Below are 21,846 nucleotides of genomic sequence, written 5' to 3'. Positions count from 1 at the left end.
GTAAGGAGGCAAGATGGCTGAAGAACAGAAAAAGATGGTGCCGACCCTCGGCTTGACCGGAGTCACGGTCAACGCGATGGCGCTGATTGCGCCGGGAGCCTTTCTCTGGATTACGTTTGTAGTCCAGGCAGGCTACGCGTATCCGTCGGGCTTGGCGATGTGGGCCGGCATCTTCGCCGCCCTGATGCTCGCGTATGCGACCGCGATCTCGTACTCGGAACTGGCCAAACTCTATCCAGGTGCGGGCAGTTCGTATCTCTTTGCTGAGCAGGCGTTCCTCGGCAAAACGCAAGCGTATAAGTTTGCGCGCATCGCGAAATTCACAATCGGGTGGGCGTCGCACCTTTACTACTGGGTCTATCCAGGCGTGATGGTCGCGACCATGGGGGTAATGATCGGCTACATCGTGGGCAGCATCGCGCCCTCGACGATGAACGCGGGTGTACCCGGCCCGGTTTTCATGGCGCTAATAGCGATCATCTTCTCATTCGCGGTCGCATGGATCGCGTTTCAGGGCGTGAACGGATCGACCAACGTCAACATCGCAATCAATGCGATCCAAATCGTCGCGCTCCTGTTCTTTGCGGCATTGGCGATCGCATACCGCTTGGGACATCCTGACGGCTCGACGGGCCTGGCCCTGGACGGCACCTCGAAGGTGTTGCACTACTCGTTGACTGGCGATGCGCCCGCTCATCCTTCTGGATGGTCAGTAATACTTCCGCACAACTTCAACTGGATGATGCTTCAGGCAACGATAGCAATCTTGCTGCTCGTTGGTTTCGAATCCGTCACCTCGCTCGGGGAAGAGGCGCTCAACCCCAAAAAGGATATCCCCCGCGCGGTGATCCTGTCACTCACTATCCAGTGCTTGTTTTGCTACCTGATCGAATACTTCGCCGCCAACTATTTCCTCAACAGCGCGTACAGTCTTGCAGATGCGAAAGGCTCGGCCGCACCGATCGGCGACATGCTGGTGATTCTGGGTAATGCACTCTTGGGCGGCCACGGTCAGGCTTTCATGCTGCTGGAAGCCCTGACGGTCTTCCTCGCGCTGATCGGCACGACGCTGTCATGCATCAACACGGGGGCGCGCGTGACTTACGCGATGGGTCGCGACTCGGAAGTGCCCGAGCATTTCGGCCTACTTCACGGCGAGAACCTTACTCCCCATCGTGCGATCTGGACGCTCGCCACGATTTCGGCGGTTCTCGGCGCGTACGCTGCGCTGTACTTTTTCGCCGGCTCCGCGGCCCCGGATGACAAGACTATCGCCACGCTGCCGCATAACTTGTGGTACGCCGTCGGGATGAGTTCCAACGCGTCGCTCTCGGCGCTGCCCAACGGCCTTGCGCTAGTGACACTGGTCTCAAACTTCGGCACTTTCGCGCTGTACGGACTGACCAATATCGTCGCCATCGTAGCCTTCCGCGAGCATCACGAGTTCAGCGGCTTGAAGCACATGGTGATACCGATCTTCGGTGCGGTCGCGAACTTCGCATGCATGGCATTCTACATTATCGGACCTATCGAAGGACTCGGCAGCGTGAAGGAACCGCTGATGGCGGTCGGAATCTCGGTGATTTGGGGAGTCTACGGCGCAATTTACTTCGTCCGTAATTCGAAGAAGAAGGGCAAAGAGACGATTCTCGTAACCAAGCCGGCCTGATCCCGAACAAGCTGGTCTGGCGAATAAATCCCTGGGGCGAGCCGCGAGCGATCGCGGCTCGCCCCTTGGCCGTTCCATCAACTTTGCTTTTTTGAGAGTTTTGTCAGGCGAGTAGTTCACTGCAAATGGATTCGTTGCCCTCCGCTCCTCCTTCCGTGGAGCAGGCTTTCGAGCTGGCGCTGTTGTCCGATGTCGGAACGACGCGCCCTGACAATGAAGACTCGTGCGGCCATTTCATCGAGAGTCCTGACAGTGTGGTGTTCGCGGTTGCCGACGGAGTAGGCGGCTACGAAGGCGGCGAAATCGCCAGCCGGATGGCGGTCGATATCCTGCTCGAAGCTTACCGCGAAAGTCCGCCGGCGTGGGGCGCGGCCAAGCGCCTCTATCGCGCGATCACACGCGCCAACATCGGGATTCATGACAAGGCGCTGACCGTTCCGGAGTTGTCGCGCATGGCGACCACCATGACCGCGGTCGCAGTCGAGAAAGGCATCCTGTCGGCGGTGCATATCGGAGATTGCCGGCTGCATCTGATTCGCCACAGCCAAATATCGGTCGTCACCAAGGATCACACGATGGTCGCCGACAAGGTCAGGATGGGACTGATGACATCCGCCCGCGCCAAGACTCATCCTGAGCGCGGGATGCTTCTGCGCAGCCTCGGGCGCGAGTTGATAGCTTCGATCGATCGAATCACGCTGCCGCTGATGGAGCGCGACCGCCTGATTTTATGCAGCGACGGACTCTACAACACGCTCGAAGACAAGGAACTCGAATCGCTCTCGCGCGACGTCGACGCCGAAACGGCGTGCCGCACTCTGATCGATACTGCCAACGAGCGCGGCACCGCTGACAACCTGACCTGCGCAGTCTTCAGGATGACCTCGCACACAGGGCACACACTGGCGACGGGTGGATGGCGCGATCGCTTGAGCAAATTGTTCCGACGATGACTCATTCAGCCGGCGGCGCCCCTTCCATTGCCGGAGCGCCGGATGTTAACGTCCGCTGACCCTTCCCCGAGACGGTCCAGAAAATGCGCGAGGTCAGCGTCGGTGAAAACCTCGATCAGTACAAGTTGATCGAGGTGATCGCGCGCAGCGGGATGGCGTCGATCTTCAAAGCTATCGATCAAATCGACGGCAACACCGTCGCGATCAAAGTTCCCTACATGCAGTTCGAGAGCGACGTGGTTTTCTACGGCCGCTTTCAGCGCGAGGAAGAAGTCGGGCGCCGCCTCAACCATCCCGGCATCGTCAAGGTTCTCACGCCCAAAAAAAAGAGCCGCATGTACATCGCGATGGAGTACATCGAGGGCGAGTCGCTGCGCGGGATAATGCGAGGAACCGACGGGATGCCGGTGGAGAAGGCGCTCGGTCTCGCGCGGCAGCTGGCGGAAACACTCGTGTACATGCACAGCCAAGGTGTGGTCCATCGGGATTTGAAGCCGGAAAACATCCTGGTCACGGCTGAAGGCCAGACCAAGATCATGGATTTCGGAATCGCACTCGACGAATCCGCGCGGCGCCTGACCTGGTCGGGGCTGTCGTCGACCATCGGCACTCCCGACTACATGGCGCCCGAACAGGTCAGCGGCCGGCGCGGCGATGTCCGCACCGACATCTATTCGCTGGGCACGATTCTCTACGAAATGCTGACCGGCCACCTGCCGTACTCGGGCCCCAACGTTTACAACGTGATGCGCGCGAAGATCGCGGAAGATCCGCAGCCCCCGACCGCATTCAAGCCGGATCTCGATCCCAGGCTCGAGGAAATCGTGCTTCATGCGATCGAGCGCAATCCGCGCGACCGCTACGCAACTGCGAGCGCGATGCTCGAGGACATGCGCGATCCGTCGCGCGTCGTGCCGCAGAATCGGGCGGCGCGGCTCCATCCGCGTAGCCTCGCGATGCAGAATATGCGCCGCCGGCTTGGCTACGTTGCGTTTTTCGTGTCGCTCATCGGAGCCTTCCTGGTTTTGATTTGGCTCGCAAACCGTTACCCGGCGGCGAAAACTCCTCCGCGCCGGTCATATCGAGGGCAGACGAGATGAAGCCGAGACGATCGCAACCCGGATTGGTCGCCGCGGTTTTCATTGCGCTGGCGCTTTTTGCATTTCCCTTGATCGCGCGCGCGCAGACCGCCGCATCAACGCCGCCGCTGGAAAATTCGCTGAACCTCGCGTGGCTGCTGATCGCTGGTTTCCTCGTGATGTTCATGCAGCTCGGATTCGCGATGGTCGAGACGGGTTTTACGCGCTCGAAAAACGCGGTCAACACCATGGCGATGAACCTGATCATCTATCCGATCGGCATCCTCGGTTTCTGGCTCACCGGCTACGGCTTCATGATGGGCGGCGTCGCGCATTTTCCTTCGCTCGGCATGGCCGCGATCGGTCATCACGAAATTTCGATCACGATCGGCGCGCATTCGTACGGCATCCTCGGCTTCAGCAAGTTCGCGCTGCTCAACGTCAGCCGCGATCCCGCCAGCCTCGGCATGTTTCTGTTCTCGCTGGTTTTCATGGACACCGCCGCCACCATTCCGACCGGCGCGATGGCGGAGCGATGGAGGTTCAAAGCATTCTTCATCTACGGGATTTTCATGTCGATGTTTCTCTACCCGTTGTACGGCAACTGGGTCTGGGGCGGCGGATGGCTCTCGCAGCTCGGCGTTAACCTGGGCCTCGGTCACGGTCATCTCGATTTCGCCGGGTCGTCGGTCGTGCACATGACAGGCGGAATAACTGCGCTCGCCGGCGCTTACATGGTCGGCCCGCGCATCGGAAAGTTCCGTCGCGACGGCGCAATCGGCGCGCTGCCGGGACACAATTTGCCGATGGCCGTTAGCGGAACGTTGATTCTCGCGTTCGGATGGTTCGGCTTCAACTGCGGCTCGACGCTAGCCGCATCGGATCCGCGCATCGCGATCATTGGAGTGAACACGATGCTCGCTTCAGCGGCCGGCGCGCTCTCGTCGCTACTCTACCTGTGGCATCGATACAACAAACCCGACATCGCGATGGCCTGCAACGGCATGCTGGGCGGACTCGTCGCAATCACAGCGCCATGCGCATTCGTTACGCCCGCCGCAGCCGTGTTGATCGGCACAGTGGCGGGACTGCTGGTCGTGTGGGCCGTGCTGGAGCTCGAGCGCCGCTATCGAATCGACGATCCGGTCGGCGCAATCGCGGTCCATGGCGCGTGCGGAATATGGGGCGCGCTCGCGCTCGGCCTGTTTGCCGACGGTACCTACGGCGACGGATGGAACGGTGTCGCAGGCCCAGTGACCGGCTTGCTCTACGGCGATGTCGGCCAATTCTTCGCGCAGCTGATCGGCGTCACGGTCAACATCGTTCTCGTGTTCGGACTCGCAATGCTGTTCTTCAAGATCGTCGAACGCACGATCGGCAACCGCGTGCTGGTCGAAGTGGAATGGTCGGGCCTCGACGCGCTAGAGATGGGAAGCGACGCCTACCCGCATTCGTAGTTCACACACGAGCGTCGAAGGACTATCTCGAGGGGCGGAACGCGTTCGTAGAGAAGCGCGCGCCGAGAACTTCAGGGACGAGTAGCAGGTCGTCGATCGCGCCTAGCCATCAGGTGTGACGAGCCTCAGCAAGCCGTCCCGCATGCCTAAAAGCTCACCATGAGCGTAGGCATTTGGCATTGTTGCCCTATGTTTCATCGGCGGGGCGACCGCGTACTTAATAAACAATTGTTTTATTTAAGTTGTACCTTACAAACGCTTGACACAAATTCGGTTTCCTTCTATCTTCATCGACTCACGACGAGGATAACCTTATGAAATTCGGCGGAGATTCCCCCGAACTCGATGCTATTGACCTGCAGATTATCAGCCTGCTGCAGGAACACGGCAGGATTCCGCTCGTCAAACTCGGAGAGCAAGTAGGACTCTCGGCGCCTTCTGTAAATGAGCGCGTCAAGAAACTCGAGGACAGCGGCGTCATCATCGGCTATCACGCCACCGTCGATGCGACGCGGCTTGGCAAGGACGTCACCGCGTTCATCGGCGTGTCGATCGCGCATCCGAAAACTATTTCGCTGTTCGAGGAATCCGTCGCGCTGCTGGACGACGTCCTCGAATGCCATCACGTCACCGGTCAGCACACGCTCATGATGAAAGTTAAAACCGAGAACACTTCGTCGCTCGAGCGGCTCATCAGCACGATCCGCTCGATCGAGGGAGTGGCGCGGACGGAGACGATGGTGGTGCTGTCGACCCATACCGAGCGCGGTTTGATTTCGCCCCACCTCAATGGCGACGCGAGTGAGCCGTCCAACGGCAGACGGCATCGTCACGCTTCCGCGAAATCTGCGCCCCCGGACTCAAGGCGGGTGTCATGATGCATAATTATCGAAGCATTCCGAAAAAGCAGGGCCTCTACGATCCCGCTCACGAGCACGACGCGTGCGGCGTTGGCTTCGTCGTCAACATCAAGGGCGAGCGCTCGCACGACATCGTCGTCAAAGGCTTGCAGGTACTCGACAACCTGACGCATCGCGGCGCATGCGGATGCGATCCGCGCACGGGCGATGGTGCTGGAATCCTGATGCAGATCCCGCACGAGTTTTTCGCGAGCGAAGCTGCGCGGCTCGGTTTCAAACTGCCCGCACCCGGCGAGTACGGCGTCGGCCAGGTGTTCCTGCCGCTCGACGCGGTCAAGCGCAGAGAGTGCGAGGACGCATTCGAGCGAATCGTCAACGAGGAAGGGCAGCAACTGCTCGGATGGCGCGACGTGCCGGTGGTCGAGTCCGAGTGCGGTGAAATCGCGCGGCGCGGAATGCCGGCGATCCGCCAGGTCTTCATCGCGCGCGGTCCCGATGTGAATGGCGCCGAGGCGCTCGAGCGCAAGCTCTACGTCATTCGCAAGCGCGCGACGACTGAAGCGGAAAACCTCGGGCTGTTCGATCCTGAGCTATTTTATTTCTGCAGTCTCTCGGCGCTGACCGTGGTTTACAAGGGGCAGTTGATCTCGACGCAGATTCCGCTGTTCTTTCCCGACCTGCGCAACCCCGCGGTCAAGACCGCGCTCGCGATGGTGCATCAGCGCTTCTCGACCAACACGTTTCCAAGCTGGGACCGCGCGCATCCGTACCGCTTTATGTCGCACAACGGCGAGATCAACACGCTGCGCGGCAACATCAACTGGATGGTTGCGCGCGAGAAACTTTTTTCATCGCCGCTGTTCGGCGATGACATCAAGAAGCTGCTGCCGATCGTCGAGCCCAATGGCAGCGACTCCGCGACTTTCGATAACTGTCTCGAACTGCTGATTCGCACGGGTCGTTCGCTGCCGCATGCGGTGATGATGATGATCCCGGAAGCGTGGCAGAACGACCCGCAGATGAGCGACGCCAAACGCGCGTTCTATCATTTTCACTCGTGCATGATGGAGCCGTGGGACGGGCCCGCGTCGATCGCGTTTACCGACGGCATCAGGATCGGTGCGGTGCTCGATCGCAACGGCCTTCGCCCCTCGCGCTACACGGTGACCAAGGACGGGCTGGTCGTGATGGCGTCGGAGACGGGCGTGCTCGACATCGCGCCGGAGAACGTCGCGCACAAGGGGCGGCTCCAGCCCGGCAAAATGTTTCTCATCGACACGTCGCTCGGCCGAATCGTGCAGGACGAAGAGATTAAGCAGTCGATGGCGGCGCGGCAGCCGTATCGCGCGTGGCTCGACAGCAGCCTGATCACCCTCGAATCGCTGCCCGAAGCGAGCGGCGCGCCGGCCGTCGACTATTTCGAGGACGACGAGCTGCTCAAGCAGCAGCAGTCGTTCGGCTACACCATCGAGGATCTCAAAATGATCCTCGCGCCGATGGCGACCAACGGGCAGGAGCCGGTCGGCTCGATGGGCACGGACACTCCGCTCGCCGTACTGTCGAACAAGCCGCAGCCGCTTTACAACTACTTCAAACAGTTGTTCGCGCAGGTGACGAATCCGCCGATCGATCCGATTCGCGAAGAACTGGTGACGTCGACCGAAACAACGATTGGCGCCGAGGACAATCTGTTCGAGGAGTCGGCGCGTCACTGCCGCCAGCTTCAACTCAAGCAGCCGATTCTCACCAACGAAGAACTCGAAAGGATCAAGCGGCTCGACGTCGACGGGCTGCGCACGATCACGCTTCCGACGCTGTACCGCGTCGACGATGGCGAGGCTGGGCTTCGCGCCGCGCTCGACGCACTGTGCAATGGCGCCTCGGACGCGATCGAATCCGGCTACACGATTATCGTGCTTTCGGATCGTGGTGTGAACGCGGAGCATGCGGCAATTCCGGCGCTGCTCGCGACCGGCGCCGTGCATCACCATCTGATTCGCGAAGGGACGCGCACTCGCGCGGGCCTTGTCGTCGAGTCGGGCGAACCGCGCGAGGCGATGCATTTCTGCCTGCTGGTCGGCTACGGCGCGGGCGCGGTCAACCCGTATCTAGCGTACGCGACGATGGCCGGGATGATTCGCGACGGGCAACTCAAGGACATTGACGAAGACACCGCGGTTCACAACTTCGTCAAGGCGGTCGGCAAAAGCATCACGAAAGTGGCGTCCAAGATGGGGATCTCGACCACGCAAAGTTATCGCGGCGCGCAGATCTTCGAGGCGATCGGATTGGCCCAGGACGTGATCGACAAGTACTTCTCGTGGACCCCGTCGCGAGTGGCCGGCATCGGGCTCGACGCGATCGCGCGCGAGACTGCTGCGCGCCACAACTACGCGTTCAAAGTGGCGGCGAACCTCGACGGCAATCTCGATGTTGGCGGCCAGTACCAGTGGCGCCGCGCCGGCGAGTTCCACATGTACAACCCGAACACAATCGCGAGGCTGCAGCATTCGGTGCGATCGGGAAGTTTCCGGCTGTTCAAGGAATATACCAAGGCGGTCGACGAGCAGAGTCGCTCGCTCGCCACGCTGCGATCGCTGCTCAAGTTCAACTCCAGCCGGCGGCAGGTGCCGCTCGAGGAAGTCGAGCCGGCCACCGAAATCGTCAAGCGTTTCAAAACGGGCGCGATGTCGTTCGGCTCGATCGGCAAGGAGGCGCACGAGAATCTCGCGATCGCGATGAACCGGATTGGCGGCAAGAGCAACACCGGCGAGGGCGGCGAGGATCCTGCGCGCTTCGTGCGCGATGCCAACGGCGATTTCCGCCGCAGCGCAATCAAGCAGGTGGCGTCGGCGCGTTTCGGCGTCACCAGTCATTACCTCGTCAACGCCGACGAACTGCAAATCAAGATGGCTCAGGGAGCCAAGCCGGGGGAGGGCGGGCAGCTTCCCGGTCACAAGGTAGACGATTTCATCGCGAAGATACGCTACTCGACTCCCGGCGTGGGATTAATTTCTCAGCCGCCGCATCACGACATCTATTCGATCGAGGATCTCGCGCAGTTGATCCACGATCTAAAGAACTCCAACGATCGCGCGCGTATCAGCGTCAAACTGGTCGCCGAGGTCGGCGTCGGCACCATCGCGGCCGGCGTCGCAAAGGCCAAAGCTGACGTCGTTCTGATCAGTGGTTACGACGGCGGCACCGGAGCGTCTCCGCTGCAATCGATCAAGCATGCGGGAATTCCGTGGGAGTTGGGGCTCGCGGAGACGCAGCAAACCCTGGTGATGAACGGTCTGCGCGGACGCATCAACGTTGAGACTGACGGACAGCTCAAGACTGGCCGCGACGTCGCAGTGGCCGCTCTGCTCGGCGCCGAGGAATTCGGTTTCGCGAGCGCGGCTCTCGTCGCCTCGGGATGCATCATGATGCGCGTCTGCCATCTCAACACTTGTCCGGTAGGGATCGCGACACAGGATCCGGTGCTGCGCGAAAAGTTCGCGGGCAAGCCGGAGCACGTCGTGAACTTCATGATGTTCATCGCGGACGAACTGCGCGAATACATGGCGCAGTTGGGTTTCCGCACTGTTGCGGAAATGGTCGGCCACGTTGAATGCCTGGACGCCAATGAGGCTATTGCGCATTGGAAAGCGCGCAACGTCGATCTCGCGAATATTCTTCGCCGTCCGGATGTCGGTCCCGATGAGCCTCTACATTGTGTCGAGCTGCAGGATCACGGACTGGACAAGGCTCTCGACAATCAGATCATCGCGCTCGCAAAGGACGCACTCGAGCATCGCAAGCCGGTCGAAATTCATCTGCCGATTCGCAACGTGAACCGCACTGTCGGCACGATGCTGTCGGCGGAAGTGTCGCGGCGCTTCGGCGCGGAAGGACTGCCGCCGTATACGGTTCAAATTCATCTGAAGGGATCCGCGGGTCAGAGTTTTGGTGCGTGGCTAGCGCCGGGAGTCGCGCTGTATCTCGAAGGCGACGCGAACGACTACTGCGGCAAGGGACTGTCGGGCGGATTCATGTCGGTGCGCCCGCCGAACGAGGCGACCTTCAAGGCCGAGGAGAACATAATCATCGGTAACGTCGCACTTTACGGCGCGACTGGCGGCGAGGCGTTCTTCCGTGGCGTGGCCGGCGAGCGTTTCGCGGTGCGCAACAGCGGCGCACACGCGGTCGTCGAGGGCGTCGGCGATCACGGATGCGAGTACATGACGCGCGGCCTGGTCGTGGTTCTCGGCAAGACCGGACGTAATTTCGCGGCGGGCATGAGCGGCGGCGTCGCGTATGTGCTCGACGAAGACGGCTCTTTCGCCTCGCGCTGCAATCCCGGAATGGTCGAGCTGGGGCCAGTGAGCAATCAGGACGAGCTGAAGCAACTGCACTCGCAGATTGTGCGGCACCGGCAATACACGGAGAGCGCGGTCGCGCGGAAGATCCTCGCAAAATGGGATGACTATACGAAGAAGTTTGTAAAGGTTTTACCCACTGAGTATCGGATGGTGCTCGAACGGCAGCATCTCAACATGGATTCCGATCTCGCGCGGCTGGCCGCGGTTTAGCCGAGTGAGTAATCGACTGACTAATCAGATTTGACCTGGAACTGAGAGATTCGATGGGCAAGATCACGGGCTTCATGGAGATCAATCGCGAGACCCCTTCGCGGCGGCCGGTCGGCGAACGCCTGAAGGATTGGCGCGAATTCGACCTCAAGATGCCCGAGGACAAGCTGCGCGCTCAGGGCGCCCGCTGCATGGATTGCGGAATCCCCTTCTGCCACAAGGGTTGCCCGCTCGGGAACATCATTCCCGACTGGAACGATCTCATTTATCGTGGCAGATGGCGCGAGGCGATCGACCGGTTGCACGCGACCAACAACTTTCCCGAGTTCACCGGCAGAATCTGTCCCGCACCATGCGAAGAAGCCTGCGTACTCAACATCAACAACGATCCGGTCACAATCAAACTGATCGAAAAGAACATCATCGATCACGCGTGGGCGGAAAAATGGATTGCGCCGCTGCCGCCCGCGCGCAAATCGGGAAAGCGCGTCGCGGTGGTGGGTTCGGGACCGGCGGGACTCGCGTGCGCGCAGCAACTAACACGCGCGGGACATTCGGTCACGCTCTATGAGCGCTCGGATCGTGTGGGCGGATTGCTCACTTACGGCATCCCGGACTTCAAGCTGGAAAAGTGGATCGTGAATCGGCGCGTCGAGCAGATGAAAGTCGAGGGCCTCGAGATCGTAACCAACTGCCGCGTCGGGATCGACATCCACGCCGACGAGATGCGCTCGAAGTACGATGCGATCGTGCTCACGATGGGCGCGACCAAGCCGCGCGACCTGCCGATCCCGGGACGGGAGCTGAAGGGAATCCATTTCGCGATGGATTTCCTGCCGCAACAGAACAAGCGCAACTTCGGCGACGCGCTCGATCCTTCAGCTGAGATCACCGCAAACGGAAAGCGCGTAGTGATTCTCGGCGGCGGCGACACGGGTTCGGACTGCCTCGGCACCTCGAATCGGCAGGGCGCGATCGTGGTGCATCAGTTCGAGTTGCTGCCGATGCCGCCAGAAAAACGCACCGCCGAAATGCCCTGGCCCGACTGGCCGATGATCATGCGTACCTCGAGCTCGCATGAGGAAGGCGTGCAGCGCGACTGGAGCGTGAACACGAGCAAGTTCTCCGGCGAGAATGGCACGGTGAAAAAACTGCACGGCGTGCGGCTCAACTGGAAGCATGACAACGGGCGCATGGTGATGGAGCAAATTCCGGGTACAGATTTTGAGATCGAGTGCGACCTCGTGCTGCTCGCGCTCGGCTTCCTGGGCCCCGAGCCCGACGGCATCATCTCGGAGCTCGGCCTCAAGCTCGACCCGCGCAGCAACGTGCAATGCGAGAACTACATGTCGAGCGTGCCGGGAGTTTTTGCGGCGGGCGACACGCGTCGCGGACAATCGCTGGTAGTGTGGGCGATATGGGAAGGGCGCGAGGCCGCGCGAGCGGTCGACGCGTACCTGATGGGAGAGACATTCCTGCCGTCGAGCCCCGAGCTCTGATGATTCGCCTGTACGACTACCTGCCGTCGGGCAACGGCTACAAGGTTCGCCTGTTGCTGACGCAGCTTGCGATTCCGTTCGAGCGGATCGAACTCAACATCACGAAAGGCGAGACTCGCACGCCTGAGTTTCTACAAAGATTTCCGAACGGTCGAATTCCCGCCGTCGAATTGGACGACGGCAAACTGCTGTTCGAGTCTAACGCGATCATCTTGTACTTCGCCGAAGGAACTCCGTTTCTCCCTGCCGATCGCTTCCAACGCACCCAGGTTTTTCAATGGCTCTTCTTCGAGCAGTACAGTCACGAGCCGTACATCGCGAGCGTCCGGTACCTGATGATGCATCCCGACGTGCAGGATCCTCGCCGCGCGATTCTCGAGACGCTGATGCGACCGCGTGGATATGACGCGCTCGGCGTGATGGAAGGACATCTCAAGTCGCGCGAATGGCTCGTCGGCGAGCATTACTCAGTCGCCGATGTCGCGCTCTACGCCTACACGCACGTCGCCGATGAAGGCGGATTCGATCTCGCGGACTATCCGGCGATTCGCTGGTGGCTCGGGCGCGTGAAATCGCAGGCTCGCCACATTCCCATCACCCAAAATTGAATATCAGCGGCGCAGGCCCATGGCGTCGAGCTTGCTGATCACCCATTCGATTCGGTCCTCGCCCCAGAACGGTTCACCGTCCACGATGAAAGTCGGCATACCGAAAACCTTGTCGCGGTCGGCCTCGACGAAGCATGCATCCAGATCGGCACGCGCGTCGGCGTCGACATAGCGAAGAAATTCGGCGTGATCGAGACCGACTTCGGCAACGATCGCTGAAATATCGTCGCGACTTTCGACATCGAGTTCCTGTCTCCAGAATCGGTCGAACACGCGATCTGAATACGCTCGGAACTGTTGATTCTTCGCGGCATAGAGGCCGCCATAGAACGCGAGGCGCGCGCTGAAAATCATTTTCGGCGGATAGATAACGAGTCCGCGTTCCTTCGCGATTCGGCGAGCGTCGATATACAGGTAGCGAACCTTGCGCCGGTCCGCATCCTCGCGATCGAGTGGGCCATATACTTTTCGAATGTTCACCCCATAAGGAATGAAGCGCACGCGCACGTTGTGAGAATCCTCGAGGTCGTAGGCGGGTTGCATCGCGAGGTACGAGTACGGACTCGTGTATGCGAAGTAGAGCTTGATCTCGTGAGGCTTCATTGAGACGCCATCGCGAGAAAGTCCGCCAGGTGGACGACCTCGATTTTTGAGCGGCGATGGCGAAGTTCGGCAGCGATCTGAAACTCGCATCCGGGGTTGGCCAGCACGACGTAGTCTGCGCCGGTCGCGACTATATTGTCGGCTTTGCGGCACGCGAGGTCCCTCGCCATTGTGGGCTCGGTCAAATTGTAAGAACCGGCTGAGCCACAGCAGAGATCGGACTCCGGCATCTCAATGATAGTCACGCCGGGAATCGAAGCGAGCAATCTGCGCGGCGCTTCTCGGACGCCGAGTCCATGCGCGAGGTGACAAGCGTCGTGGTACGTGATGCGGCAGCGGAATTCGCGCTTCGGCTTCAAGGGCGCGTCGAGTAGCAACGAACTCAGATCGCGGACTTTCGAGGAAGCTGCGCGAGCATCTTCGGCGAATTCCGGTTCGTCTTTGAGAAGGTCGCCGTACTCGGCGATTGCCACCGAGCATCCCGACGCGCCAGACACGATCGCGTCAGCGCCCGACTTCTTAAGCGCGCGAACGTTGGCACGGGCGAAATCGCGAGCTCGCGCGGCATTGCCCGAATGCAGATCGAGGGCTCCGCAGCATGAGGTCGATTCAAGTTGGACGATGCGATAGCCGGCGGCGGCGAGCAGACGCTCGCTGTTCACGTTTTCCGAATCAGCGAGCACTTGCGCGACGCATCCGTGATGCACGACGACCGCCGGTGCGTCCGCGCGCGAAGTGGCAGTTGGTGCCTTGGCGAGCAGACGTAGGTTCGCCTGAAGCGGTGGAAGAAGATCGAGCCAATCGCGAGCGATGGGCGGCATGATGGCTCGTAGAGCGGGCCGCAGACCAACATGATCGACAAGTTTCAGCGGGGCGAGCAGCGCGCGAAGCCGATTTGGATATGGAAAAATCGCGCTGACTGCGTGGCGCTTTAATCGATCGAGAACGCCGCGGCGATGATTACGCTCGACGAATGAACGCGCGCCTTCGATCAAGCGGCCGTAATGAACGCCGGAAGGACAGGCGGTCTCGCATCCGCGGCATCCGAGGCACAAATCGAGATGACGCGCGGCGTCATCGTCGAGATCGATGCGCCCTTCGGCGAGCGACTTCATCAAATAGATTCTGCCGCGCGGCGAGTCCATCTCGCATCGTGTTACAACGTAAGTCGGACATGCTTCGGCGCAGAGTCCGCAATGCACGCAATCGAACAGCAACTCGTAGTCGCAAACGTCGCGAATCGGATTTGACGATGTGACGCCAGGTTCGGCCATCAGATGCCTCCGACGAAGCATCCGGGATTGAAGATTCCCGCGGGATCGAAGGCCGTCTTCAATCGCCGCATGAGCGCGAGCGCGCCGTCGTTGGGAGTGTGGAAAAATTCGAGCGAATCGCGAATGTCAGGCGCGGCTGCGATCAGTCGAAGATTCCCGCGCGCCGAATGCGCCGCTTCGCGCCATCGTGCTACCGTTTTTGCCGCGCCTTCGGCCACGAGTTTTTCGAACGGGATAATCTGCGCGACGCCGGAGCCGGCGTGGGCGCGAAATTCAGTTTCATCGCCGCAAGTCTCCAGCACCCGTGCGAGAAACGCAGGTGGGACCGCGATTTGTGCGGACAAGGGAATCGAATAGAAATCCAAGTCGCGCAGTTGCTGGTACCAATTGAGAGCGCTGTCGCTGTCGAGAATTTCGCCGCGGGTGCCGAGCAGATCGCGAATCCGCTCGGCCTGGTAGCCTATTTCGAGCGGACTTCCCGAGAAACCGGCGAGAAGAAGAAATTGATTTGTAGAATTGAAGCGCGTTGCGAGAGCTGGACTGAGTATATCCAGATTACTCAGTGGCAATGCGTCATTGAGTATTCGGGCGCTGGCGAAAGCATCAGACGCGCGCGCATACGGAATCAGCGCGAGACAGTGCTCGGGAGGTACCGGACGTACTTTGAACGTCAGCTCAGTCAATATTCCCAGCGTTCCGAACGAGCCGCCCATCAGTTTCATCAAATCATAACCGGCGACGTTTTTGACCACGCGGCCGCCGCTGTGAACGAGTTTGCCACCATGACCGACGAAGCGAACTCCGATGAGCAAATCGCGCGAGGTGCCTTCGGACAGCCGCAAAGGCCCGGAGTGCGAGGCGCAAACCAGCGATCCGAGAGTTGTGATCGCGGGGTTGCACGGATCGACGGGTAGCCGCTGGCGGGCAGCTGCCATCGAGGTATTAAGTGCGCCGATGGTGATTCCCGACTCCGCGACAACTGTCATGTCGTGTGGCTCGTGCGCGACGACGCGTGACAGTCGTTTCATCGAGATACCGAGCGCGACCGGCGTACGCCGCATTCCCGCGAGCGAGCGTGCCGCGCCGATGGGCGCGAGCGCTATACGATCTGCTTCGCACATGCGGACGAGATCGCAAATTTCCTCAATCGAAGCGGGCTCGACGATTGTATCCGCGGCGCGGGCTTCGATAGAGCTTGGCGCGCGGACCTGATCAGAGCCGACGATCGACTCGAGCCGGTTCGCCAGGTTTGAAGATGTGATGGCAGCCACGGCTTCTTAAATCGGTACCTGGCGTCGCGGTGTGGCAACCTCGACGCATGCGCCGGGCTGCGGGATCACTTTGCCGGGATTCGATCGATCGAATGGATCGAACACGTGGCGCAGCTCGGTCATTACGCGAAGATCGTCGGGCGAGAACATCAGCGACATTTCGCCGATTTTCTCGACGCCGATTCCGTGCTCGCCGGTGAGGCTGCCGCCCATCTCGATGCAAGCCCTGAGAATTTCGCGGCCTGCGTCGATTGCGCGGCGGACCTGGTCGGGCTCGCGCTCGTCGTACAGCACGATCGGATGCAAATTGCCGTCGCCGGCGTGGAAGACATTGCCGATGCGCAAGTCGTAACGGCGGCTGACGTCGGCGATCACTCGCAGAATCCGCGGCAGGCAGGTCCGCGGAACGACGCCGTCCTGAGTCGCATAATTCGGCGCGAGGCGCCCGACCGCTCCGAAAGCCCGTTTGCGCGCTTTCCACAGCAGCGCGCGCTCCGCTTCGTCGCGCGCGAGCCTGACACTCGTCGCGCCGGCCGCATTCACCGTCTGCGTGACTTCGTCGGCATACGTGGTGAGCCCGGCCTCGAGACCTTCGAGCTCGATTATGAGTACGGCGCCGGCGTCGAGCGGGAGGCCGACGTGGAACGCTTCTTCGACGGCCTGAATAATGAGCTGGTCCATCATTTCGAGAGCGGCCGGCACAATTCCCGACGCAATGATCATCGACACGGCGCGCGTTGAGGTGTCGGCGTCGGCAAAGGTGGCGAGAAGCGTGCGATGATTCTCGGGCTCGCGCATCAGCTTGAGCGTTGCGCGCGTGACGATTCCCGTGGTGCCCTCTGCGCCAACGACTGCTCCGACCAAATCGTAGCCGCATCGTTCTTCGGTGGATCCGCCCAGCTCGACGACTTCGCCGTCGGGCAGCACAAGCTCGAGTGCGAGCACGTGATTTGTGGTCACTCCATATTTCAAAGTGTGCGGACCGCCGGAATTTTCGGCGATGTTACCGCCGATCGTGCATGCGACCTGCGACGACGGATCGGGCGCGTAGAAATATCCCTTCGATTTGACGGCGTTGGTGACGTGCAGGTTGACGACGCCGCTCTCGGCCACGACGCGCCGATTGTCGAAATCGATTTCCACGATGTGGTTCATCTTCGACGTGCAGATCATCGCGGGCGCGTTCAGCGGAAGGCATCCGCCGGAAAGTCCCGTGCCCGCACCGCGCGGAACGAAAGCGATACCGCAACGATGGAGCGCGGTGAGAATGGCGCTCAACTCCGAAGTCGTGCGCGGGAGCAGCAGAACGTCGGGAACGCTTTTTTCGACGGTCCATCCGTCGCACTCGTAAACTTTAAGCTCGGTGGAGCGCGAAACGATTCCGCCGTCGCCGACAATTTCGCGAAGCTCGTCGAGAAGTTTGCGGTCGATGCTACTCATTCGTGACTGCGCGCTCGATTCCCGACCGCACTCTACCACGAGCGGCGCTTTTGCGGTTGATCCATGCTGGTCATAATAGCAAGGTTCGATTTGTTTTCAGGAAAGAGATAGCGGGTCGGGGTGCCGTTTCCGGCAACTGAAGGAGAAAAGAAAGTGGCAGATTCATTTCCAGAGCTCAGGCCTGCGGCGCGGATTCTGCTCGGTCCGGGGCCGTCGAACGTCAATCCGCGCGTGATGAAAGCGATGGCGTCGCCGGTCGTCGGTCATCTCGATCCCGATTTTCTCAAGGTGATGGAGAACATCAAGCGCCTGCTGCGCATCGTGTTCCGCACCGCGAACGAAATCACGTTTCCCGTCTCGGGAACAGGTTCCGCGGGAATGGAAACGGTGATGGCCAATCTGATCGAAGACGGCGACGAGGTCGTGGTCGGAGTCAACGGCGCGTTCGGGACGCGAATGGCGGAAGTTGCGTCGCGGCAAGGCGCAAGAGTTCATAAGGTCGAGGCGGACTGGGGGACCATTGTCGAGCCGGCGAAAGTCGCGGCGGCTTTGAAAGCGGCGAAGAATCCGAAGCTGGTCGCAGTGGTTCATGCAGAGACTTCGACTGGAATCCATCAGCCGATAGAAGAAATTGCGGAACTGGCGCATCAACACGGCGCGATGATCGCGATCGACGCGGTGACGTCGCTCGGGTGCGTGCCGGTCGAGATAGACAAGTGGGGAATCGACGCGTGTTACAGCTGCACGCAGAAGGGAATCGGCGCGCCGCCGGGGCTATCGCCGGTGACGTTCAGCGAACGCGCGATGGAATCGGTGCGCAAGCGCAAAACGAAATGCCGCTCGTGGTACTTCGACGTGGCGTTGATCGAGCAGTACTGGGGCCCGGACCGGCTCTACCATCACACGGCGCCGATCACGATGAACTATGCGCTGTATGAGGCGCTACGGATCGTGGTTGAAGAAGGGCTGGAAGCGAGATGGCGGCGGCATCGCATCAACGCAGCAGCGTTCCAGGCCGGCGTGCGCGCGATGGGTCTGCAGCTCGCGGCGCAGGAAGGGCATCGCTTGCCGCAACTCACGACGATCGCGGTGCCGGCGGGAATTGACGATGTGAAAGTGCGCGCGGAGTTGCTGCGCCTGTTTAATATAGAAATTGCAGCCGGGCTTGGACCGCTCAAGGGCAAGATCTGGCGCGTCGGCCTGATGGGCGAAGGTTCACGTCGCGAGAACGTTATGCTCGCATTGAACGCGCTGGAGGAAATTCTCGGCTCGATGGGATTTGAGATCGCGCGGGGCAGGGCGCTGACTGCCGCCGACGATGCGTACAGCGCGGAGGGAACAGGAGCGGGAGAGCCGCCCGCGGAAGCACCATGAAGATGTACGACTTCACCCTTGCGCCGAGTCCTCGCCGAGTGAGGATCTTCCTCGCGGAGAAGGGGATCAACGTCGAGCTGGTGCAAGTCGATATCATGCGCAACGCGAATCGCACGCCCGAATTCTACAAGAAGAATCCGCTCGGCTCTCTGCCGATTCTGGAGTTCGACGACGGCAGTTGTCTTTCAGAAAGCGTCGCGATTTGCCGGTACTTCGAAGAAATCCAGCCGGAGCCGCCGCTGTTCGGCGTCGGTGCGCGCGAGAAGGCGATCGTCGAGATGTGGAATCGCAGGATCGAGCTCGAGATTTTTGCGCCGGTCGGCCACGTATGGTCGCACCTTAGTAAGGTCTCTGAAGGGCGCGGGCGGCGGATCCCGGAATTCGGCGAGATCCAGAAACGCGCCGCGATCGATCACATCGCGTGGCTGAATTCGGAGCTTGAGACGCGGGAATTCATCGCCGGCGACAGATACTCCATCGCAGACATCACGACGCTCTGCATGATCGATTTCGCGCGAACGGTCGACATCTGGATTCAGCCGGAACAAGCGAACCTGAAGCGATGGCATATTAACGTTTCTTCGCGGCCAAGCGCGAAAGCATAGCCAGTAACTATTGTGGAATAGTCACTCCATTAGCTACTCTTCCGGATCCTCAGCGTCGCCTTTGCCGTTAGAACCATTGCCGTTGGTTTCATCGTCGTCGCGTTCGGCCATTCCCGCCACTGCGCGGACGCGTTCGTCACCATCGAGCCGCACCATGTGCACGCCCTGCGCGTTGCGCCCAGTGAGTCGCACAGTCTTGACTGCCAGTCTGATTATTTTGCCGCTGTCAGTTATCAACATCACCTGATCGTCGGTGCCGACCTGCCGGACGCTGATCACTTTGCCGGTCTTGTCGGTCACGTTCATCGTGATGACGCCCTTGCCGCCGCGATGTGTGAGCCGGTAGTCGGACGCCGGCGTGCGTTTGCCGTAGCCGAGTTCCGAAACCGTGAGGAGGGTTTCGTCGTCGCGCACCGTGGACATCGAAACGACTTCGTCCTCGACCAGCGTGACCGTCTTACCTTCTTTGACGGGCTGTGACTCGAGTTCCATGCCGACGACGCCGCCGGTCGCGCGGCCCATCGGGCGTGCTTCTTCTTCCTTGAACCGAATCGCCTGTCCCTCGCGGGTCGAGAGCACGATTTGCTGATTGCCGTCGGTGATTCGCACGTCGACGAGCGTGTCGCCGTCTTCGAGATTGATCGCGATGATCCCGGTCGACCGAATATTTTCGTACTCGTCGAGCGCGGTCTTCTTCACGCGGCCGCGGCGAGTCGAGAAAAAGACAAACTTGCCCGCAGTTTCGCGCGGCACCGGAATGAACGCGGACAGCGTCTCGTCATTGGCGAGACTCAGCAGGTTCGCGATCGAGCGTCCTTTAGCTGCGCGGCCGCCTTCGGGCAGTTCGTAAGCCTTGAGCTCGTAAACCTTGCCGGCGCTGGTGAAGAACAGGAGGCGGTCGTGAGTAGACACTCGCTCCAGATGCTCGACGAAATCCTCTTCGGTGGTGGTCGCGCCGATCTTTCCGCGGCCGCCGCGCTTTTGCGTGCGATAGAGCGAGAGCGGGGTGCGCTTGATGTAGCCGCCATGAGTGACGGAGACCAGGACGTCCTCCTCGACGATAAGATCCTCGACCGAGAATTCGCCCTCCGCTTCGACGATCTGGGTGCGACGCGGATCAGCGAACTCCTTTTTTATTTCGTCGAGCTCGCCGGCGATCAGCTTCAGCAATTCTTTTTCGTCGGCGAGAATCTTCTTGAAGCCCGCGATAAGCGCGAGGGTCTCCTTGTGCTCGTTTTCGATCTTGTCGCGCTCGAGCGAAGTCAGGCGCCGCAGCGTGAGGTCGAGGATCGCCTGCGCCTGCAACTGCGAGAGACCGAATTGCTTCATCAGGCCGGAGCGGGCGGACTCGGCGTCCTTCGATCCGCGAATCAGCTTGATGACCGCGTCGAGATTCTTGAGCGCGATCAGCAGGCCGTCGAGGATATGCAGTCGCGCCTCTGCCTCCTTCAGCTCGAAACGGGTGCGACGCGTGAGAACAATCTTACGATGCTCGAGGAACGCAACGAGCATCTGCAGCAGCGTCATCTCCTTGGGCCGGCCCTCGTGGATGCCGAGCAGGATGATGCCGTAGCCCTGCTGCATCTGGGTGAGCTTGTAGAGCTGGTTGAGGACGATGCGCGGCTCGGCGTCGCGTTTGAGCTCGATGACGACGCGCATGCCGTCGCGATCGGACTCGTCGCGGATGTCGCTGATGCCCTCGATGCGCTTGTCGTTGACCAGCTCGGCCATCCGCTCGATCATGCGCGCCTTGTTCACCTGGTAGGGAATCTCGCGAATGATGATCGAGGCGCGCGAGCTACGCTTATCAGTCTCGATGGCTGCCAGAGCCCGCATCGTGAGCGTGCCGCGTCCGGTGAGGTACGCCTGCCGAATCGCCTGACGGCCTAGCAGTTGTCCGCCAGTCGGAAAATCCGGGCCGGGAATTATGTCGAGGATTTCTTCGTGCGTGATGTTCGGCTTGTTGATGAGCGCGAGCAGCGCGTCGCAAACCTCGCCGAGATTGTGCGGCGGAATATTGGTCGCCATGCCGACTGCGATGCCATCAGAGCCGTTGACGAGCAGGTTCGGAAATTGCGCCGGCAGGATGTCGGGCTCCGTGTGCGAGCCGTCGAAGTTCGGGACGAAGTCGACAGTGTCCTTGTCGATGTCGGCGAGCATCCGCTCGGCCAGCCGCGTCAACTTACATTCGGTGTACCGATACGCGGCGGGTGGATCGCCGTCGACAGAACCGAAATTTCCCTGACCGTCGATCAGCAGGTAGCGGAGGCTGAACGGCTGCGCCATGCGGACCAGCGAATCGTAAACCGCCATGTCGCCGTGCGGATGGTACCGCGCGAGCACCTCGCCCACGACCGCCGCGCACTTGGTATAGCGCCGGTTCGAGAGCAGCCCCGTGCGGAACATCGCGTACAGAATGCGGCGATGCACGGGCTTGAGGCCGTCGCGAATCTGCGGCAGCGCGCGCCCGATATTCACCGACATCGCGTAGTCCAGGTAGGACTGACGCATATCGTCTTCGATATTCAGCAGCGCGGGTTCGTTGCGATGCGGTTCGTTACCGTTGGTTTCAGCCATTTA

At 60.6% G+C, this 21,846-nt stretch carries 15 protein-coding genes; 10 read left to right on the top strand and 5 right to left on the bottom strand.

All coding sequences use genetic code 11. From position 1 onward, the window contains the following. The first annotated feature begins 13 nt into the window (after nt 1-13). The 8 genes from WB650_RS04545 (at nt 14) to WB650_RS04510 (ending at nt 12,699) form a co-directional block, all read left to right on the top strand. The gene (locus tag WB650_RS04545; protein ID WP_423959597.1) at nt 14-1,669 is read left to right on the top strand and encodes an APC family permease; all 1,656 of its coding nucleotides are present in this window, start codon (nt 14-16) and stop codon (nt 1,667-1,669) included. 125 nt (nt 1,670-1,794) lie between these two features. Beyond that, nucleotides 1,795-2,622 carry a protein phosphatase 2C domain-containing protein gene (locus tag WB650_RS04540; protein WP_422303516.1) on the top strand — a complete coding sequence of 276 codons (828 nt, stop codon included), beginning with the start codon at nt 1,795-1,797 and terminating at the stop codon, nt 2,620-2,622. Between the two features lie 83 nt (nt 2,623-2,705). Next, nucleotides 2,706-3,722 carry a serine/threonine protein kinase gene (locus WB650_RS04535; protein WP_423959595.1) on the top strand — a complete coding sequence of 339 codons (1,017 nt, stop codon included), beginning with the start codon at nt 2,706-2,708 and terminating at the stop codon, nt 3,720-3,722. Further along, the gene (locus WB650_RS04530; RefSeq protein WP_422304349.1) at nt 3,719-5,158 is read left to right on the top strand and encodes an ammonium transporter; all 1,440 of its coding nucleotides are present in this window, start codon (nt 3,719-3,721) and stop codon (nt 5,156-5,158) included. Before WB650_RS04535 ends, WB650_RS04530 begins: the two co-directional genes overlap by 4 nt. 314 nt (nt 5,159-5,472) lie before the next feature. Then, nucleotides 5,473-6,036, top strand: a complete 564-nt coding sequence (locus tag WB650_RS04525) for an Lrp/AsnC family transcriptional regulator (RefSeq protein WP_422304348.1) — start codon at nt 5,473-5,475, stop codon at nt 6,034-6,036. After that, entirely contained in the window at nt 6,033-10,592 is a 4,560-nt protein-coding gene (gene gltB, locus WB650_RS04520; RefSeq protein WP_423959593.1) for a glutamate synthase large subunit, read from the top strand. Before WB650_RS04525 ends, gltB begins: the two co-directional genes overlap by 4 nt. A gap of 53 nt (nt 10,593-10,645) precedes the next feature. Next, a complete protein-coding gene (locus WB650_RS04515; RefSeq protein ID WP_423959592.1) occupies nt 10,646-12,091 on the top strand; it encodes a glutamate synthase subunit beta in 1,446 nt (481 codons plus the stop codon). Beyond that, nucleotides 12,091-12,699, top strand: coding sequence for a glutathione S-transferase family protein (locus WB650_RS04510; RefSeq protein WP_422302347.1), 609 nt, complete (start codon nt 12,091-12,093; stop codon nt 12,697-12,699). The genes WB650_RS04515 and WB650_RS04510 overlap by 1 nt, the downstream gene beginning before the upstream one ends. Before the next feature lie 3 nt (nt 12,700-12,702). On the opposite strand, the gene WB650_RS04505 is transcribed toward WB650_RS04510, so the two are convergent. Genes WB650_RS04505 through WB650_RS04490 form a run of 4 tightly spaced genes read right to left on the bottom strand, consistent with a single transcriptional unit; the run spans nt 12,703 to nt 17,287 of the window. Then, on the bottom strand, nt 12,703-13,302 hold the full coding sequence (locus WB650_RS04505; protein ID WP_422302346.1) for a DsbA family protein: 600 nt from the start codon (nt 13,300-13,302) through the stop codon (nt 12,703-12,705). After that, the gene (locus WB650_RS04500) at nt 13,299-14,576 is read right to left on the bottom strand and encodes a (Fe-S)-binding protein (RefSeq protein ID WP_422302344.1); all 1,278 of its coding nucleotides are present in this window, start codon (nt 14,574-14,576) and stop codon (nt 13,299-13,301) included. The genes WB650_RS04505 and WB650_RS04500 overlap by 4 nt, the downstream gene beginning before the upstream one ends. After that, a complete protein-coding gene (locus tag WB650_RS04495; RefSeq protein ID WP_422302342.1) occupies nt 14,576-15,847 on the bottom strand; it encodes an FAD-binding oxidoreductase in 1,272 nt (423 codons plus the stop codon). The genes WB650_RS04500 and WB650_RS04495 overlap by 1 nt, the downstream gene beginning before the upstream one ends. A 6-nt stretch (nt 15,848-15,853) precedes the next feature. Then, nucleotides 15,854-17,287 (bottom strand): FAD-linked oxidase C-terminal domain-containing protein, encoded by a 1,434-nt coding sequence (locus WB650_RS04490; RefSeq protein WP_422302340.1) that lies wholly within the window; start codon nt 17,285-17,287, stop codon nt 15,854-15,856. Nucleotides 17,288-17,440: 153 nt separating this feature from the next. Here WB650_RS04490 and WB650_RS04485 point away from each other — a divergent pair, with 153 nt between their 5' ends. Together WB650_RS04485 and WB650_RS04480 are read left to right on the top strand one after the other, a co-directional pair. Continuing rightward, on the top strand, nt 17,441-18,661 hold the full coding sequence (locus WB650_RS04485) for a pyridoxal-phosphate-dependent aminotransferase family protein (RefSeq protein WP_422302339.1): 1,221 nt from the start codon (nt 17,441-17,443) through the stop codon (nt 18,659-18,661). After that, nucleotides 18,658-19,266, top strand: a complete 609-nt coding sequence (locus tag WB650_RS04480) for a glutathione S-transferase family protein (protein WP_422302337.1) — start codon at nt 18,658-18,660, stop codon at nt 19,264-19,266. Before WB650_RS04485 ends, WB650_RS04480 begins: the two co-directional genes overlap by 4 nt. Nucleotides 19,267-19,299: 33 nt before the next feature. Here the strand turns inward: WB650_RS04480 and gyrA are convergent, their stop codons facing one another. Then, nucleotides 19,300-21,843 carry a DNA gyrase subunit A gene (gene gyrA, locus WB650_RS04475; RefSeq protein ID WP_422302335.1) on the bottom strand — a complete coding sequence of 848 codons (2,544 nt, stop codon included), beginning with the start codon at nt 21,841-21,843 and terminating at the stop codon, nt 19,300-19,302. Between the last annotated feature and the right edge of the window lie 3 nt (nt 21,844-21,846).

Origin of the sequence: Binatus sp. (SeqCode) (genome assembly GCF_049584895.1) — a bacterium.
Taxonomy (GTDB): domain Bacteria; phylum Desulfobacterota; class Binatia; order Binatales; family Binataceae; genus Binatus.
The sequence above is the reverse complement of the archived record's forward strand: the minus strand, read 5'-3'. Positions and strand labels throughout refer to the sequence as shown.